Here is a 17,554-nt window from a genome sequence, read left to right as displayed (position 1 = left end):
CGCGCGAGACACACGCTCACACGTGATGTCTCAGGCCGGAAGTGGTTTCTCGGAGAGGGTGCCGCTCAGCAGCCGTAGTACAGCTCGAACTCGTACGGGTGCGGGCGCTGCGCCATCGGCAGGATCTCCTTCTCGTACTTGTACGAGATCCAGGTGTCGATGAGCTCCTGCGTGAACACCCCGCCCTCGAGCAGGAAGTCGTGGTCGTTGCGGAGCGCCTCGAGCGAGTCGAGCAGCGAGTTCGGCACCTGCGGGATGTTCGCGGCCTCCTCCGGGGGCAGCTCGTACAGGTCCTTGTCGATCGGCTCCATCGGCTCGATGCGGTTCTTGATGCCGTCGAGGCCGGCCATCAGCTGCGCGGCGAACGCGAGGTACGGGTTCGACGAGGCATCCGGAACGCGGAACTCGATGCGCTTCGCCTTCGGGTTCGAGCCGGTGAGGGGGATGCGGACGGCGGCCGACCGGTTGCCGGCGGAATAGGCCAGGTTCACCGGCGCCTCGAAGTGCTTCACCAGACGGTGGTAGCTGTTCAGGGTCGGGTTCGTGAACGCGAGCACCGCGTGAGCGTGCTTGAGCAGGCCGCCGATGTACCAGCGTGCGATGTCGCTGAGCTGGCCGTAGCCGGCCTCGTCGAAGAACAGCGGCTTGCCGTCGAGCCACAGCGACTGGTGCGTGTGCATGCCCGAGCCGTTGTCGCCGAACAGCGGCTTGGGCATGAACGTGACGGTCTTGCCCCACTCCTCGGCGGTGTTCTTGATGATGTACTTGAACTTGAGGATGTCGTCTGCCGCGCTGACCATCGTGTCGAAGCGGTAGTTGATCTCCTGCTGGCCCGCGGTGCCCACCTCGTGGTGCGAGCGCTCGAGGTGGAAGCCCGAGTCGATCAGGCGCAGGGTCATGTCATCGCGGACGTCTGCGGTCTTGTCGACCGGTGCGACGGGGAAGTAGCCGCCCTTGAACGGCGTCTTGTTGCCCAGGTTGCCGCCCTCCTCCTCGCGGCCCGAGTTCCACGCCGCCTCCTCGGAGTCGACCTTGTAGAAGCTCTCGCCGCCGGTGACCGAGTAGCGCACATCGTCGAAGATGTAGAACTCGGCCTCGGGGGCGAAGAACGCCGTGTCGGCGATGCCGGTCGAGGCGAGGTACTTCTCGGCCTTCTTGGCGACCTGGCGCGGGTCCTTGCTGTAGATCTCGCCGGTGCGCGGGTTGTAGATGTCGAAGATCATCACCAGGGTCTTCGCCGCGCGGAACGGGTCGAGGTACGCGGTGGTCACGTCGGGGATCAGCTGCATGTCCGACTCGTGGATGCTCGCGAAACCGCGGATCGACGACCCGTCGAAGAGCTGCCCGTCGCGGAAGAAGTCGTCGTCGACCGTCGAGGCGGGGATGTTGAAGTGCTGCTGGACCCCGGGAAGGTCGGTGAATCGGATGTCGAGGAACTTGACGTCGTTCTCCTCGATGTAGCGGATGACCTCAGCGGGCTCTGTGAACATGTACGACTCCTGATCGGGTATCGGTTGCATCAACCTTACGCAGGTTATGCGTACGGAGTTTCTCAGCCGTGTCCGCTGTGTTTCGGGCATGTTACAGCCGCTCGGTAGGCTGGAGGGGTGAGTGATTACCCCGGCGAACGCCTCGGAATGCCTGTCTCCGGACCGGGGAGCATCGCCCGCCCCGGCCGCCGGATCGGCGCCCTGCTGATCGACTACTTCGCTGCGACGATCATCGCGATCGGCTTCCTCGGGTACGACCCGCTCGCGCTGCCCGCCGAGGCCGGCTGGCGTCAGTTCGCGCCCATGATGGTCTTCGCCCTGCTGCAGATCGTGTTCCTGCCGACGGCGAACGGCAGCCCCGGCCACCGGATGCTCGGCATGCGCGTGCAGCGTCTGGACGGCGCGTGGGTGGGGCTGTGGCGTCCGATCGTCCGCACCCTGCTGCTGGTGTTCGTCATCCCGGCCGTGATCTGGGATGCCGATCAGCGCGGCCTGCACGACAAGATCGCCGGCACCGTGCTGATCCGCGGCTGAAGGCGCGGGGCCTCGGAGCATTGCCTGGGTCCCTGAGCCTGTCGAAGGGCCGTGACCTCATGCTGGGTCCCTGAGCCTGTCGAAGGGCCCTGAGCCTGTCGAAGGGCCCTGAACCCATCGTCGAGTCAGCGCCCGCGGTTGCGGTTGCGCATCTCGCGCGGTGCGCGACCACCCAGGTACGAGCGGGCGGGGTCGACGAGGAACCCCTGTCGCAGCGCCTCGCGCCCGATCAGCATCCGGAAGCCCATCTCATCGCGGTTGGTGAGGGTGACCTCGGCATCCACCTCCCGGCCGACCAGCCGGACGGGCATCGTCACGACGATGCGGTGCTCGGTGTGGCCCGACGAGCTGCGCACGGCGCGGCGGTCGTGCACACGCGTCTCGTGCACGACGGCGTCGGCGGTGCTGTCCTGCCACGGGTGCACGGCGAAACGCACCCAGTCCTCGCCATCGCGCTCGAACTCGGTGACGTCGAAGGCGTGCAGCGACGACGTGCGCGCGCCCGTGTCGATCTTGGCCTTGAGCCAGTCGATGCCCAGGTCCGGCAGCCCCACCCACTCCCGCCAACCTGTGGACGTGTTTGAATGAGAGGACCGTGTCACCTCTACATCCTGGCAGGAAACCTCTGTGAAGATCGCTGTTCTCTCGCGCGCCCCTCACTCGTATTCGACGCAGCGACTCAGAGCCGCGGCGCAGCAGCGCGGACACGACGTCAAGGTACTGAACACCCTGCGGTTCGCGATCGATCTCACGGCCGACGCGCCCGATCTGTTCTTCCGCGGCAAGCAGCTCAGCGAGTACGACGCGATCCTGCCCCGCATCGGCAACTCGATCACGTACTTCGGCACCGCGGTGGTGCGCCAGTTCGAGCAGATGGACGTCTACACGCCGAACACGGCCAACGGCATCTCGAGCGCACGCGACAAGCTGCGCGCCAACCAGATCCTGTCGCGGCACAACATCGCGATGCCGCCGACGGCGTTCGTGCGCAACCGCGCCGATGTGCGCCCCGCGATCGAGCGGGTCGGCGGCGCCCCCGTCGTCATCAAGCTGCTCGAGGGCACGCAGGGCATCGGGGTGATCCTCGCCCCGCAGGTCAAGGTGGCCGAGGCGATCATCGAGACGCTGCACTCGACGAAGCAGAACGTGCTCATCCAGAAGTTCATCGCCGAGAGCCGCGGCCGCGACATCCGCGCCCTCGTGGTCGGCGACCGGGTCGTCGCCGCCATGCGCCGCGTCGCCGACGGCGACGAGTTCCGCTCGAACGTGCACCGCGGCGGCCGGGTGGAACCGGTCACCCTCGACCCGGTGTACGAGCAGACGGCGGTGCGCTCGGCTCAGATCATGGGCCTGCGCGTCGCGGGAGTGGACATGCTCGAGAGCGACGACGGTCCCCTGGTCATGGAGGTCAACTCGTCGCCCGGGCTGCAGGGCATCGAGACGGCGACGAAGCTCGACGTGGCAGGCGCGATCATCGACTACATCGCGAACCAGGTGGCATTCCCGGACATCGACGTCCGTCAGCGACTGAGCGTCTCGACCGGGTACGGCGTGGCCGAGCTGCTCATCCACTCCGGCGCAGACCAGGTCGGCATGCAGCTGGGCGACCTGGGGCTGTGGGATCGCGACATCACCGTGCTCACGCTGCACCGTGGCGTCAGCGTGATCCCCAACCCGCGCAAGCACGTCGTGCTCGAGGCGGAAGACCGTCTGCTGTGCTTCGGCAAGCTCGAGGAGATGCGATCGATGATCCCCGAGAAGCGCCGCCGCCGTCCGCGCGTGCGCCGGCTGCCGAAGGAGCCGCTCGGCGAGTGACAGACGCAGAACGGCTCCTCTCGATCGAGAGGAGCCGTTCTGCGTCGGAGTGCTGTGCGTCGGTCAGCGCGGACGCTGCGAGCGCACCCGGGTGGGGTCGATGCCCTTCGGGATGGGCAGCGACGACAGCGACTGCGACACCGACTCGATGCGGCGGATGACCGCGGCCATGGTGGCCTTGTCGATCGCCTTCGGCAGCTTCTTGATGGTCTTGGACAGGTCGGCGATGGCGACGTCGTCATCGCCGTGGCCGACGTAGAGCACCGTGACGGGCACACCGTGGGCGACGCGCTGCGCCTTCTGACGCTCTTCGTTGATGAGGCGGGTGAGACGACCGCGGGCGCCCTCGCCGACGATGACGATGCCGCCGCGACCGACCACGCGGTACACGGCCTCCTGGGTCTTCGGGTTGATGCCGACGGGGGTGTCCGACGCCGACCACCTGCGGCCGAGGCTGGTGCTGAGGACGTGGCCGCTCGCTCCGGGCATCCCGTCGATCTTCGCGTACATGGCCGTCGTCGACAGGCGCGTCATGAGGAACATCGCGCCGAGGATTCCGAACATCAGGCCGGTGACGCCCCACAGGATCAGGCCCAGAACGGATGCGCCGCTGATGAGGAAGCCGATGATCAGACCGATCAGCACGCCTGCGATGAGGATGGCGATCTGCGCCCACGGGAGCCAGCCGTACACGTCCCGCGTGAAACGGAACAGGGAACGGATCTGCGAGAAGAAGCCGGGCCGCTTCTCGGTGACGGGAGCACTCTTTGCCATGCGTACAGCCTACCGATTCCGGCATGATCGTTCTTCCTGCACAACCTGCGAGATCGTCTCGATCATCCCCAGATCCGCTCTTCTCGGCGGCGGCCGGCGATGTGTCGCGCTGAGATGGTCGGATGGATGACAGGGCAGCGCTGGCGCCGGGTGCGCATCGCGCGATCCGGATGCTGGATGCGCAGGAGTCCGCGTACGCCGGCGAGCTGATCACCGACGGCGAGCGCCGTGGTGTGCGGGTGGACGCCGAAGCCGTGGCCGAGCAGCTGTGGGAGCTGGCCGGTGCGGAGCACGTCGCCGGTGTGCGCGACGTGCTGCGCACGCCCGACGGTCACGACGCCGTGCTGCCGTGGTGCACGGATCGCGTCGAGGTGTTCCTCGGGCGCCGTGCCGCGGCGGAGAGCGCCCTGTCGGCGGGGGAGACGGTGACGCTGGTCGGCAGCCTGCTGCGCGGGATCGTGGAGATCGGAGATCGCAGCACCACCGGTCGATGGTGGCTCACCGACGAGGCGCGTCCGGTGTTCGTCCCCGGCGAGGGCGTGCCCTGCGCCGAGGCGGCCGTCGCCGTCTTCGCCCGATTGCGGGAGGGCTGCGCGGATCGTGCGATGAACCGGCTGCTCGGCGAGATCGGTGCGGCGGCGGGCGATCAGCGCATGGTCCGCCGTGAGATCGAGCGGTGGGAGCGCGAGCTGACCGAGCTGGCGGCCCCGCGCGCGCTGGTGCGCGAGGTGTTCCCGCCCGAGCGGGTGGTCGAGATCGGGACCCATGTGGCGCGCGTGCATCAGGATGCGGATCTGCTGGCCGCCGAGCCGAGCGCGCTGCAGCGCGCTCGAGCCCGCCTGTTCGCGGCGGGTGCGCCCCTGCTGGCGGGTGTGAGGAGCAGGCTTCAGCGGTACCGGGCGGTGGCCGTGCCGGCGCGCGGTGCGGCGCAGCCGCGCGCTCGCGCCCCGCGTGGTCGCATGCTGATCGTCGGCGGGGCGGCAGCGGCGCTCGTCCTCGTCGGCGGTCTGATGTGGCCGACGACGGAGGAGGACTCCGCGGCGACCGAGCAGGCGGGGGAGGCGATCCTAGGGGCGGCATCGCCGACCGCTGCGGATTCCCCGGCCGAGGCGCAGAACGGGCATCCGGAGTCGACCGATCCCGATCCGGCGCCGTCGCCGTCGCCGACGCCGGGTGCCGATGCCGATGCCGATGCCGATGCCGGTCAGGCTCCGGATGCCGTGGTCGACGGCTCCGCAGAGCAGCGTGCCGCAGTGCTGCTGGCGCTCCTGCGCGACTGCGCGCGGGCGGGTGACGTGGAGTGCACCGCCGCGGTGGTCGACGGTGCGGCGGCGGCGGTGCAGGAGCGACTCGCAGGAGCGGATGCGAAGCGCACGATCGCGGCGGTGGAGGACTACGGCGATGTGAGCGTGCTGCGCCTCGGGGAGTCGGGGGAGCGCGGCGAGCAGATGCTCGTGCTCGTCAGGCAGAAAGACCGATGGCTGGTCCGCGACGTGTACGACGTCGCGAACCAGCCCTCGGGTCAGGGGTGAGCGCGCTCAGATCCCCAGGTTCGCCGCGAACTCCGCCGACTCGAGGCGACTCTTCATCGCGCCGAGGAAGCGCGCTGCATCCGCGCCGTCGATCGTGCGGTGGTCGTACGAGATCGCCAGGTAGACGTACGAGCGGACGGCGATGGCATCCACACCGTCGACGGTGACCACACCGGGGCGCTTGAACACGACGCCGGTGCCGAGGATCGCCGACTGGGGCAGGAACACCAGGGGCGTGTCGAACAGCGCGCCGCGCGAGCCCGTGTTGGTCACCGTGAAGGTGCCGCCGGCCAGCTCGTCGGGCTTCAGCTTGTTGTCGCGGGTGCGGGCCGCCAGGTCGGCGATCTCCTGCGCGAGCTGAGCGATGTTCTTCGTCCCCGCGTCGCGGACGACCGGGGTGAGCAGTCCGCGCTCGGTGTCGACTGCGATCGAGATGTTCTCGCTCGCCGGGTAGACGATCGAGTCGCCGTCGACGGTCGAGTTGATGATCGGGAAGGCCTGCAGCGCCTCGGCGGCGGCGAGCGTGAAGAACGGCAGGAACGACAGCTTCGCGCCGGTCTTCTGGTTGAACTCGTCCTTCTTCGCGTTGCGGAACGCCGCGAGCTTGGTGACGTCCACCTCGACGAAGGTCGTCAGCTGAGCGGTCTGCTGCATCGAGGCCACGGCGCGCTCGGCGACGACCTTGCGCAGACGCGACATCTTCTGCGTCGTGCCGCGCAGCGGCGAGACCTCGAGCGCGGGAGCCGACGGAGCTGCGGCCTCAGCGGCCGGGGCCTGCGACGTCGACTCGGCGGCCTTGAGGACGTCCTCCTTGCGGATGCGTCCGCCCACACCGGTTCCGGTGACGGTCGACAGGTCGACGCCCTGCTGGCTGGCCAGGCGGCGCACCAGCGGGGTGACGTAGAGCGAGTCGGAGTCGGCCTGCTGTGCCGGTGCCTGCTGTGCCGGTGCCTGCTGGGTGGGAGCCTGCTGCGCGGGTGCCTGCTGCGCGGGTGCCTGCTGTGCCGGTGCCTGCTGGGTGGGAGCCTGCTGTGCCGGTGCCTGCTGCGCGGGTGCCTGCTGCGCGGGTGCCTGCTGCGCGGGTGCCTGCTGCGCGGGTGCCTGCTGGGCGGGTGCCTGCTGGGCGGGTGCCTGCTGGGCCGGGGCCTCCTGGGCGGGTGCTTGCGGGGCTGCGGGCGCACCGGAGCCGATGCGGGCGAGCACAGCGCCGACCTCGATGGTCTCGTCCTCGGCGGCCAGGATCTCCTGCAGGGTTCCGGCGACGGGCGACGGGATCTCGGTGTCGACCTTGTCGGTCGAGATCTCCAGCAGCGCCTCATCGACGGCGACATCGTCGCCGACCTGCTTCAGCCAGCGTGTCACCGTGCCTTCGGTCACGCTCTCGCCGAGCTCCGGGAGCACCACGTCGGTGGCGTCGCCCGACGCCGCCGGCGACTCGCTCTGCGCCGACTGCTGCGCGGCCTCGACCTCGTTCTCGGCCGGGGATGCCGGCGACTGCGCCTGCTCGGCAGGCTGCGCCTGCTCCGCGGGCTGCGACTGCTCAGCCGATGCGTCGGCTGCCGGGGCGTCGCCGCCGGATGCCGCGCCGCTGCCGTCGCCGATGCGCGCGAGCATCGCGCCGACCTCGACGGTCTCATCCTCGGCGACGAGGATCTCCTCGATCACACCGCTGATGGGGGACGGGATCTCGGTGTCGACCTTGTCGGTCGAGATCTCCAGCAGGCCTTCGTCAGCCTGTACGGTGTCGCCGACCTGCTTCAGCCAGCGAGTGACCGTGCCCTCGGTGACGCTCTCCCCGAGTGCGGGAAGGACCACGGCTGTGCTCATGTCGAGTCTCCTTCGGAAAATTGTGATGCCCCAAGCTTAGTGACCTGGGAGTCTATGGATATCTGGTGCGTTCCTACAGGGCGTGCAGCGGTTTTCCGGCGAGGGCGAGGAATGCCTCGCCCAGTGCCTCGCTCTGCGTGGGATGCGCGTGGATGAGCGGCGCGATGTCTTCCGGGTGCGCCTCCCAGGCCACGGCGAGCTGCCCCTCGGTGATGAGCTCGCCGACGCGGTCGCCGATCAGGTGCACGCCGAGGACCGGCCCGTCCTTGCGGCGGACGACCTTCACGAGGCCGCCCGTGCCGATGATCTCGCTCTTGCCGTTGCCTGCGAGGTTGTACTCGTACGACACGACGCCGTCGGCACCGTGCGCAGCCACGGCCGCCTCCTCGGTGACGCCGACCGATGCCACTTCGGGGCTGCTGTACGTCACCCGGGGGATCTGCGACTCGGGCGGAGTCGGCACATCCATGCCTGCGATCCGCTCGGCCACGGCGATGCCCTGCAGGAAGCTGCGGTGCGCGAGCTGCAGGCCCGGCACGATGTCGCCGACGGCCCAGACGCCGGGCACAGCCGTGCGCAGCTGCTCGTCGACCGTCACGAATCCGCGCTCGAGACCGACACCGGCCTCCTCGAAACCGAGGCCGGCCGTCGCCGGTCCGCGGCCGACCGCGACGAGCAGATAGTCGGCGGTGAAGCTCTTGCCGTCCTCGAGGGTCACGGTCACCTGCGCGTCGTCCTGCTCGGCCTTCGCGAAGCGCGTGCCGAGCGAGTACGTGATGCCGCGACGGCGGAACGCGCGCTCGAGCCCCTTGCTCATCGCGATGTCCTCGTTCGGGACGAGGTGCGCCAGCGCCTCGACGATCGTGACCTCGGCACCGAACGACTTCCACACGCTGGCGAACTCGACGCCGATCACGCCGCCGCCCAGGATGATCACGCTGTCGGGCACCTCGTCGAGCGCGAGCGCGTGCTCGCTGGTGAGGATGCGTCCGCCGATCTCGAGACCCGGCAGCGAGCGGCTGTACGAGCCGGTGGCGAGGATGACGTCCGCGCCCACGTAGCGATCGTCGCCGACCTCGACCGAGCGATCGGCGGCGAGGCGACCCTCTCCGATCACCGTCGTGATGCCGCGCGCCTTGATGAGACCTTCGAGCCCCTTGAACTTCTTTGCGACGATGCCTTCGCGGTAGGCGCGAACACCTGCCGCGTCGACCGCCTCGAGAGTGGCGCTCACCCCGACGGATGCCGCCGAGCGGACGTGATCGGCGACCTCGGCCGCGTGCAGCAGGGCCTTGGTCGGTATGCATCCCCGGTGCAGGCAGGTGCCCCCGACCTTGTCCTTCTCGATCAGGGCGACCTTCTTGCCGAGCTCGCTGGCGCGCAGCGCGGCCGCGTAGCCCCCGCTGCCGCCGCCGAGGATGACCAGGTCGAACTCGTGCGTCGCCATCAGGACTCCTTCGCCGATGCTCGTGCGAACGCGATCAGCGAGCGCACGGCGGCTCCGGTCGGACCCTTCTCGGTGAATCCGTACGGCGCGCCCTTGTGCTCGGCGGAACCGGCGATGTCGAGATGCACCCAGGGGATGCGGGGTGCGTCCTCTGCATCCGACGTCCTGCCGACGAAGCGGCGCAGGAACAGGCCGGCGAAGAGCGACCCGCCCGAGCGGTCGGCCATGTTGGCGTTGACCATGTCGGCGATCTGCGAGTCGAGGCTCTCCTCCATGAACTCGGGAAGCGGCAGCGGCCAGGCATCCTCCCCGACCGACTCGGCTGCGGCGAGGTACTCGGCCACCGCGTCGTCGTCGCCCATCACCCCGGTGTGGCGCATGCCCAGCGCGACGATGATCGCGCCGGTGAGGGTCGCCACGTCGACGATGACGTCAGGGTTCTCGCGGCTGGCCGCGACGAGACCGTCGGCCATGACCAGGCGGCCCTCGGCGTCGGTGTTCATCACCTCGACGGTCTGCCCGTCGAGCATCCGCAGCACGTCACCGGGCCGGGTCGCGCGACCCGAGGGCATGTTGTCGGCGATGCACAGGAACGCGGTCACCCGCACCGGAAGGCCGAGCGCGGCGATGGCGCGGATGGCCGCCAGCGAGGTGGCCGCGCCCGCCATGTCGAACTTCATGCCGACCATGCTCGCGGCGGGCTTGAGCGAGAGGCCGCCGGTGTCGAACGTGATGCCCTTGCCGACGAGCGCGATGTGCCGCGTCGCCTCGGCGGGGGAGTACGACAGGCGCACCAGCCGCGGCGGACGATCCGATCCGCGGCCGACGCCGAGGATGCCGCCGTAGCCCTGCTCGTCGAGCTGCTTCTCGTCGAGCACCTCGACGTCGATCGGCAGGTCGGCGACCGCCTTGGCTGCTTCGTCGGCCAGCTGTGCCGGACTCTGCCACTCGGCGGGCACCGAGACGAGATCCTTGACCAGCGCGACGGCTTCGGCGACGGCGCGAGCGTGCTCGAGCGCACCGTCACCGATCGATGCGGCGTGCAGCAAGATGGCCTCGGCGCGAGCGGGCTTCTTCTCGGAGCGGTAGTCGTCGAAGCGGTACCCGCCGAGCAGTGCGCCCTCGGCTGCCGCGTCGGCGTACTGCTCGAGGTCGCCGGCGAACCCGACCGACACCGTCGCGAAGCCGGTCAGCGAGCGCACGGCGGTCGCGACGGCGTCGCGCACCGCGGCGGCATCCGGTTCCTTCCCTGCACTGACGACGGCCAGCGGCAGCGACGTCACGGCAGGCAGGTGCACGCGCTGGTAGCCGGAAGCCGTTCCCTTGTAGCCGGTGGCCGTCAGGGTGTCGGCGAGACCCTCGTATCCGCTCAGCGCGTCGGTCGCGGAAGAGGGATCGGGGATGACGAGCACGGCGGCGTCTGCGGTGCCTCCGGGAAACGGATCGGTCGTGTGGGTGATCACGGGAAGCGTCATGACTCCATCCTAGGGAGGGGCCCTCGCGCCGGGCCGAGGCGCTGCCGCCGTGTTCGCTGTCAGCATGCACATCGCCGCCCGGGCCCGGGACGCGACTCGTAGCATGGACACATGCCGTCACCTGCTGACCTGTTCACGTCGGTTTCCGGGGCCCCGGACGCCCCGACCGGTCTGCCCCTGGTCATCCTCCTCACCGGCTTCACCGATGCCGGCAGCGCCGTCGCGGGTCTCATCGAGCACCTGAACGCGACGACCGACCCGAAGCCGCTCATCGTGTTCGACAACGACGTGCTGCTGGACTACCGGGCGCGCCGCCCGATCGTGCTCTTCGATCAGGACCACCTGACCGAGTACCGTCCGGCGCGGCTCGAGCTGTCCCTCGCCCACGACGCCCTCGGACAGCCGTTCCTGCTGCTGTCCGGGTACGAACCCGACTTCGCCTGGAACGCCTTCGCGCGCGCGGTCGTCGATTTCGTGGATGCGTTCCAGGTGTCGACCGTCACCTGGGTGCACTCGATCGCCATGCCCGTGCCGCACACCCGTCCGCTGGGGGTCACGGTCAGCGGCAACCGGCGCGACCTCACGGCCGTGCATTCGGTGTGGCGCCCCCGCACCCAGGTGCCGGCCACGGCCGCCCACCTGCTCGAGTTCCGCCTCGTCGAGCACGACGTTCGCGTGGCCGGATTCGTGCTGCTCGTGCCGCACTACCTCGCCGACACCGACTACCCCGACACGGTCGCCGCCGCGGCGGACAAGCTGATGGCGGGCACCGGGCTGGTGCTGCGGATGGATGCCGTGCACGAGCGCAGCGAGGAGTTCCACGCCCGCGTCGCCGAGCAGGTGCAGGGCAGTGACGAGCTGGTGCAGATGCTGCACGGCCTCGAGCAGCGCTACGACGCGTACATGGCGGGCCGCGACGACACGGGCGACGAGGGCGGTTTCGACGAGCGGGACCTCCCCAGCGCCGACGAGCTCGCCGCGGAGCTCGAGCGCTATCTGGCCACGCGACGCCCGGGAGACGACGACAAGCAGCGCTGAGACGCGCGCTGATTCGCCGAATCGGAGGAAGCAGGCGTCGTCGTGTGTGATAATGGATGCTCGACCCGTTGTCAACAGATTCCTCGCGGATGCACTTGACAAGGGTCTTACTAGTGTCCGAAACGGCTCGGAGCGCGTGCACCGCTCCATGAAAGGCGAAACGTGACTCCTGCCACGAGCAAGAACTCCCGGACGACCAAGCAGACCGCTGCCGAGACCGACGTCGTCGAGGCCGACGTGACCGACGTCGCCGAGGCGGCGCCCAAGAAGGCGACGAAGACCGCAGCCAAGGCGCCCGCCAAGAAGGCACCCGCCAAGAAGGCGCCCGCTCGGCGCACGGCGAAGAAGAAGGACGAAGAGGCACCGGTCGACGACGAGGTCGTCGAGACCGAGGACGGCGACGAGGACGAGGGCGACAAGAAGCCGGCGTTCACCGAGCCGCTGCCCACCGGCGCGATCGTCATCTCGTCCAAGGACGAGGACGACGCCCCCGTCTACTCCACGCAGATCACCGGTGCGACCGCCGACCCGGTAAAGGACTACCTGAAGCAGATCGGAAAGGTCGCACTGCTGAACGCGGCCGAAGAGGTCGAGCTCGCGATGCGCATCGAGGCGGGCCTGTTCGCCGAGGAGAAGCTGTCGACGATGTCGGCGGCCGAGAAGTCGGGCCAGCTCGGCCTCGACCTGCAGTGGGTCGCCCGCGACGGTCAGCGCGCGAAGAGCCACCTGCTCGGCGCCAACCTGCGCCTCGTCGTCTCGCTCGCCAAGCGCTACACCGGTCGCGGCATGCAGTTCCTCGACCTGATCCAGGAGGGCAACCTCGGCCTGATCCGTGCGGTCGAGAAGTTCGACTACACCAAGGGCTTCAAGTTCTCGACCTACGCGACGTGGTGGATCCGCCAGGCCATCACCCGCGCCATGGCCGACCAGGCGCGCACCATCCGCATCCCGGTGCACATGGTCGAGGTCATCAACAAGCTCGCCCGCGTGCAGCGTCAGATGCTGCAGGACCTGGGCCGCGAGCCCACGCCCGAGGAGCTCTCACGCGAGCTCGACATGACTCCCGAGAAGGTCGTGGAGGTGCAGAAGTACGGCCGCGAGCCGATCTCGCTGCACACCCCGCTCGGCGAGGACGGCGACAGCGAGTTCGGTGACCTCATCGAGGACACCGAGGCCGTCGTCCCCGCAGACGCGGTCGGCTTCACCATGCTGCAGCGTCAGCTCGAGCAGCTGCTCGACTCGCTCTCCGAGCGCGAGGCCGGCGTGATCCGGATGCGCTTCGGGCTCGGTGACGGTCAGCCGAAGACCCTCGATCAGATCGGCGACACCTTCGGGGTGACGCGTGAGCGCATCCGTCAGATCGAGTCGAAGACCATGGCGAAGCTGCGCCACCCGAGCCGGTCGCAGTCGCTGCGGGACTACCTCGAATGAGTTCGCCCGCACCTCAGGCGCGCTCAGCCGGCCTGCGGTACGTCTTCCCCGTGCTGGCGGGCAAGCTCGCGCGTTTCGCGACCCGTCTGCGCGGGGGAGGGTCCGCCTTCCCCGGGTACCTCACCAACCGTCTCGCCCCGACCCTGCTGCCGACGCTGGCCGACCAGTTCCGCTACGGCGTGGTCTTCGTGCTCGGCTCGAACGGCAAGACCACGACGACCCACATGATCAGCGAGGTGCTGCGCGCGCACGGGCTGACGGTGTTCACCAACCCGACCGGCGCGAACCTCCCGCAGGGTGTCACGAGCGCACTGCTGGCCGATGCCACCCTCACCGGCAGGATCAAGGCCGACGTCGCCGTGCTCGAGATCGACGAGGGATTCGCGGCTGATCTCGCCGACCGTCTGTCGCCCTCGGTGATCCTGTCGCTGAACGTGCAGGTCGATCAGCTGTACCGCTTCTACGAGACCGAGCGCGTCGCGGACATGATGCTCGATGCCTCGAAGCGCGCCTCGGCACACGTGATCGTCAACCGTGACGACCCGTACCTGTCGAAGATCGACGTCGACGCCATGCGCGCCCCGGTGACGTTCTTCGGAGTCGCGTCCGAGATCGTGGCATCGTCCGCGAACGGCCTCGCCAACGCGGTCGACACCCGCAGCGGCACGGCCGGCATCATCGATCGCGAGGCGTTCTCCGAGGTGCGCGAGGTCTCGGGCCGTGACGTGGTCGTGAACATCGGGGGAGCGGATGCCCGCATCACGCTGCCCGCGAGAGGTCTGCACTACGCAGCCGACGCGGCGGCGGCCCTCGCGGTGGCATCCGGAGTGCTCGGTGCAGAGTTCGACACGGGTCGCGCCGCCGCGGGCTTCGCGAACATGGCCCCGGCGTACGGCCGAGGCGAGGTCATCCCGCTGCGCCGCGACCCCGCCGGCGAGCAGGTCGAGTTCGTCATGTTCAAGAACGCCCCGAGCATCCAGATGAACCTCGACGCGCTGGACGGCATCCCCGAGCGCGCCCTCATCGCGATCGACGAGGGCACCCCGGACGTCTCGTGGCTGTACGACGTCGACTTCACGGCGCTGCCGCGCGTCGACGTGGTGACCGGTGACAAGGCCCATCAGCTGGCTCTCGCTCTGGCCTACGCGGGCGTCGAGATCGGCGCGGTCGAGCCCGACATGGAGAAGGCGGTGGCGATCATGCGCTCGTTCCCCGAGACCGCGGCCGGCAGGCAGACATGGTTCGTCAACTACGAGCTGATGATGATCGGGCGCCGCATCCTCGGGTACGGCGACCAGGAGGTGGCGCGCCGATGACGCAGATCAGCATCGTCCAGCTGTACTCCGCCGAGCTCGGCATCACGGGTGACCGCGGCAACGTCCGCACCCTCGAGGAGCGCCTTCGTGCGAGGGGCGTCGAGTCGACCACCGCGCACATCGGCGTCGGCGAGCGGATGCCCGACGACGTCGACATCGTCGTGATCGGCAACGGACCACTCTCGGCGCTGCGCGGTGTGCACGCCGATTTCACCGCCCGCGCCGGCGAGCTGCGCTCGTTCATCGCCGACGACCGCGCGCTGTTCGCCATCGGCGGGTCGGCCGAGCTGCTCGGCGAGCGCATCGACCTGACGGACGGCGACAGCGTTCCGGGTCTCGGCGTGATGCCGTATCGGGTCGCGCGCACCCGCGACCGGCGGGTCGGGTACATCACCGTGCACACCCCGGACACGGCCGTCGTCGGCTTCGAGGATCACGCCTCCGAATGGACTCTCGCCGATGAGGCCGCCGCGTACGGCACGGTCGTCGCCGGCCGTGGCAGCTATGCGCGCGGCGACGCCCGCGGCGAGTTCGTGCGGCATCGCAACGCCGTCACCGGCAACGTGCAGGGCCCCGTCCTCCCGCTCAACCCGGCGCTGGCCGACGTGCTCGTCCGGGCGGTGGCCGCCCGTCGCGGGCTGCAGCTTCCCGATGCGACACCGAGCCCGTTCGACGAGTACGCGAAGGGCGCGCGCGATGCCATCGAGCGGTTCGTCCACGACAAGGGCTTCAAGACCATCCAGCTCTGAGAGCGGGAAATCGTCATGACTGTCAGCAGCGCGCTGCCGCGGGTGCTCCTCTGCCGAGGAGCACTCGATCGAGCGGCGCGGGCGCTCGTCGCGCCGGGTGCGCTCGTCGACCTGCGGCACGACGGCTTCGGTCACGGTGCCGTCGAGGCAGCCAGGGTCCTCGCCGATGCCGGAGTCACCGACGTGATCGTCGACCCCGAGCACGTCGCGGTCGTCTCCGCCCACCCGGGCCTGCGCGTGCACACCGATGGTGCCGCCGATGTCGACCCGGTGCGGCTGTTCGGGATCCCGGAGGCCGGGCGGACGGCGCCTCTCGAGCCGGTGATGAGCCTGCACGGCCGTGTGCTCTCGACCAAGCCCCTGCGCGCCGGTGAGGCCGTCTCGTACGGTTACACGCACCGTGCGGCCGAAGACACCCGCATCGCGCTGGTCACCGGCGGCTACGCCCAGGGCATCCCCCGTGTGCTCGGGAACAGCGTGCGGGTGCAGATCGGCGAACGGATGCTGCCGATCGTGGGACGCATCGCCATGGACGTGTGCGTGGTCGACCTGGAGGGCGGCGATGTCGCAGACGGCGCGCCCGTGGTCTACTTCGGCGGTGCGGGCGGTGCCCGCGACGCGCTCGGGCAGTGGTCGACGGTGAGCGGTCTCACCGCACTGGAGATGGCCGTGGTCATCGGGCGACACGCGCAGGGGGAGTGGTCAGCATGACAGGACCTGTGCTCGAGATCTCGCGAGGTGCGTTCCGCCGCAACATCGCCGCGGTGCAGCGGCGTCTGTCGCCGTCGGAGCTGCTGCTGGTGATGAAGGACGACGCGTACGCGCTCGGCATCGACTGGGCCGTGCGCGAGGCATCCGCGGCCGGCGTGGCCTGGTTCGGCGGCTACGACATCGCCACGGCCCTGCGCATCCGCGCTCTCACCGACCAGCGCGTGTACGCGTGGGCTACGTCACCGCGCCCGGAGATCGCTCAGGCGATCGCGGCCGACATCGACCTCGGTGTGGGGTCGGCCGCCTATCTTGACGACGTGATCGCCGAGGCCGACGCCGCGGGCGCGCGCGTTCGGGTGCACCTGAAGATCGACACCGGTCTGCACCGCAACGGGTTCCGTCCCGAGCAGTGGCACGACGCCGTGGCCGCCGCGATGGCGGCCGAGCGTCGCGGCAGCGTGGTGGTCTCCGGGGTGTGGAGTCACCTCTCCGAGGCCAGTGATGCAGAGGACGACGCCGCCCAGCGGGTGTTCCTCGACGCCGTCGCCCAACTCGTCGACGCCGGGGGCGAGCCCGAGGTGCTGCACCTCACGGCGTCCGCCGCCGCGTGGTGGCGCCCCGAGCTGCGCGGCTCACTGAGCCGCATCGGCGCGTTCTGCTACGGCATCCGCTCGGCCGACGGCCCGCCGCTCGACGGCCTGCGTCTGATCGCCCGGCTCAGCGCTGCCGTGGAGCAGGTCGATGCCGACGCGGTCTGCGTCGGCATGGGCGCCTTCCACGGCCTGCCCTCGACCCTGAGCGGCGCGCAGGTCGCCACGCCCGGCGGCCTGCGCCGCATCGTCGACATCAGCGGCACCGCCATGACGGTCGAGCGATGGGAGGGAGCGACCGTCGGTCAGCGGGTGGTGCTCTTCGGGCCGGGGGCCGATGGCGAGCCGGATGCCACGGCCCTGGCCGAGCACGTGGACACGGTCGGCGAGGAGATCATCACCAGGCTCACTCCCGCGGTGCGTCGACTCGTGGTCGACTGACCGTCTCAGGCCTCGATGAGGCGGGCGGTCTCGTCGTGCCACGAGGTGGCGACGGCGCGCAGCTTCTCTTCGTACTTGCGTCCGTGGTGCGCACAGAACAGCATCTCGGTGCCGTTGACCTCAGCGGCGATGTACGCCTGCGCCCCGCAGGAGTCGCAGCGGTCCATGGCGGTGAGGCGGTACTCGACGGTCTCGCGCTCAGTCGTGGCGTTCATCTCGGTGCCTCCTCAGCGGTTCGGATCCCTTGTGGTCGTAGTCAATACAACCACGCGCGTCCTGTGCGCATGCCCGGTTCGCGGCGTGTTTCGCTGTGCGCGTACGCCGCGCACACGCCCTTGCCGTGCGGGGAGTGTCGCGGTCCGGCCCCTGGCCACGCGGAAATAG

Annotated in this window: 16 protein-coding genes; 9 read left to right on the top strand and 7 right to left on the bottom strand. The window is 69.6% G+C overall.

Translation table 11 applies throughout. The annotated features are described in order from the left end of the window. Positions 1-65 precede the first annotated feature (65 nt). Positions 66-1,490 carry a type I glutamate--ammonia ligase gene (gene glnA / locus ACWIDW_RS02850; protein ID WP_454122791.1) on the bottom strand — a complete coding sequence of 475 codons (1,425 nt, stop codon included), beginning with the start codon at positions 1,488-1,490 and terminating at the stop codon, positions 66-68. A gap of 147 nt (positions 1,491-1,637) precedes the next feature. Here glnA and ACWIDW_RS02845 point away from each other — a divergent pair, with 147 nt between their 5' ends. Continuing rightward, complete coding sequence (locus ACWIDW_RS02845; protein ID WP_454123248.1) at positions 1,638-2,024, top strand: RDD family protein; 387 nt, start codon at positions 1,638-1,640, stop codon at positions 2,022-2,024. A 125-nt stretch (positions 2,025-2,149) separates the two neighbouring features. Here ACWIDW_RS02845 and ACWIDW_RS02840 read toward each other — a convergent pair whose 3' ends face one another. Then, the gene (locus ACWIDW_RS02840) at positions 2,150-2,626 is read right to left on the bottom strand and encodes an ATP-dependent zinc protease family protein (RefSeq protein WP_454122789.1); all 477 of its coding nucleotides are present in this window, start codon (positions 2,624-2,626) and stop codon (positions 2,150-2,152) included. Between the two features lie 25 nt (positions 2,627-2,651). Here ACWIDW_RS02840 and ACWIDW_RS02835 point away from each other — a divergent pair, with 25 nt between their 5' ends. Next, positions 2,652-3,839 carry a RimK family alpha-L-glutamate ligase gene (locus ACWIDW_RS02835; RefSeq protein WP_454122787.1) on the top strand — a complete coding sequence of 396 codons (1,188 nt, stop codon included), beginning with the start codon at positions 2,652-2,654 and terminating at the stop codon, positions 3,837-3,839. A 63-nt stretch (positions 3,840-3,902) separates the two neighbouring features. Here ACWIDW_RS02835 and ACWIDW_RS02830 read toward each other — a convergent pair whose 3' ends face one another. Continuing rightward, a complete protein-coding gene (locus tag ACWIDW_RS02830) occupies positions 3,903-4,613 on the bottom strand; it encodes a DUF4191 domain-containing protein (RefSeq protein ID WP_454122785.1) in 711 nt (236 codons plus the stop codon). A gap of 122 nt (positions 4,614-4,735) precedes the next feature. On the opposite strand from ACWIDW_RS02830, the gene ACWIDW_RS02825 reads away from it, so the two are divergent. Continuing rightward, positions 4,736-6,145 (top strand): hypothetical protein, encoded by a 1,410-nt coding sequence (locus ACWIDW_RS02825; protein WP_454122783.1) that lies wholly within the window; start codon positions 4,736-4,738, stop codon positions 6,143-6,145. Between the two features lie 6 nt (positions 6,146-6,151). Here the strand turns inward: ACWIDW_RS02825 and sucB are convergent, their stop codons facing one another. From sucB to ACWIDW_RS02810, 3 genes are all read right to left on the bottom strand, one after another. Continuing rightward, positions 6,152-7,972 carry a 2-oxoglutarate dehydrogenase, E2 component, dihydrolipoamide succinyltransferase gene (sucB, locus tag ACWIDW_RS02820; RefSeq protein ID WP_454122782.1) on the bottom strand — a complete coding sequence of 607 codons (1,821 nt, stop codon included), beginning with the start codon at positions 7,970-7,972 and terminating at the stop codon, positions 6,152-6,154. Positions 7,973-8,045: 73 nt separating this feature from the next. After that, positions 8,046-9,419, bottom strand: coding sequence for a dihydrolipoyl dehydrogenase (lpdA, locus tag ACWIDW_RS02815; protein WP_454122780.1), 1,374 nt, complete (start codon positions 9,417-9,419; stop codon positions 8,046-8,048). Beyond that, positions 9,419-10,894: a leucyl aminopeptidase gene (locus ACWIDW_RS02810; RefSeq protein WP_454122779.1), complete on the bottom strand. Its 1,476-nt coding sequence runs from the start codon at positions 10,892-10,894 to the stop codon at positions 9,419-9,421. Before ACWIDW_RS02810 ends, lpdA begins: the two co-directional genes overlap by 1 nt. 111 nt (positions 10,895-11,005) lie before the next feature. Here ACWIDW_RS02810 and ACWIDW_RS02805 point away from each other — a divergent pair, with 111 nt between their 5' ends. From ACWIDW_RS02805 to ACWIDW_RS02780, 6 genes are all read left to right on the top strand, one after another. After that, entirely contained in the window at positions 11,006-11,932 is a 927-nt protein-coding gene (locus ACWIDW_RS02805) for a proteasome assembly chaperone family protein (protein ID WP_454122777.1), read from the top strand. A gap of 162 nt (positions 11,933-12,094) precedes the next feature. After that, entirely contained in the window at positions 12,095-13,363 is a 1,269-nt protein-coding gene (locus tag ACWIDW_RS02800; RefSeq protein ID WP_454122775.1) for an RNA polymerase sigma factor, read from the top strand. After that, positions 13,360-14,679 carry a MurT ligase domain-containing protein gene (locus tag ACWIDW_RS02795; protein WP_454122774.1) on the top strand — a complete coding sequence of 440 codons (1,320 nt, stop codon included), beginning with the start codon at positions 13,360-13,362 and terminating at the stop codon, positions 14,677-14,679. Before ACWIDW_RS02800 ends, ACWIDW_RS02795 begins: the two co-directional genes overlap by 4 nt. Beyond that, positions 14,676-15,428, top strand: coding sequence for a type 1 glutamine amidotransferase (locus ACWIDW_RS02790; RefSeq protein WP_454122772.1), 753 nt, complete (start codon positions 14,676-14,678; stop codon positions 15,426-15,428). The genes ACWIDW_RS02795 and ACWIDW_RS02790 overlap by 4 nt, the downstream gene beginning before the upstream one ends. A gap of 15 nt (positions 15,429-15,443) precedes the next feature. Next, a complete protein-coding gene (locus tag ACWIDW_RS02785) occupies positions 15,444-16,139 on the top strand; it encodes an alanine racemase (RefSeq protein WP_454122771.1) in 696 nt (231 codons plus the stop codon). After that, a complete protein-coding gene (locus ACWIDW_RS02780) occupies positions 16,136-17,170 on the top strand; it encodes an alanine racemase (protein ID WP_454122769.1) in 1,035 nt (344 codons plus the stop codon). Before ACWIDW_RS02785 ends, ACWIDW_RS02780 begins: the two co-directional genes overlap by 4 nt. 5 nt (positions 17,171-17,175) lie before the next feature. Here ACWIDW_RS02780 and ACWIDW_RS02775 read toward each other — a convergent pair whose 3' ends face one another. Further along, positions 17,176-17,385, bottom strand: coding sequence for a DUF7455 domain-containing protein (locus ACWIDW_RS02775; protein ID WP_099196012.1), 210 nt, complete (start codon positions 17,383-17,385; stop codon positions 17,176-17,178). Positions 17,386-17,554 lie beyond the last annotated feature (169 nt).

The organism is Microbacterium sp. NPDC055312 (genome assembly GCF_053645675.1).
Note: the sequence above shows the minus strand (reverse complement) of the source record. Positions and strands in the feature narration are given on the sequence as shown.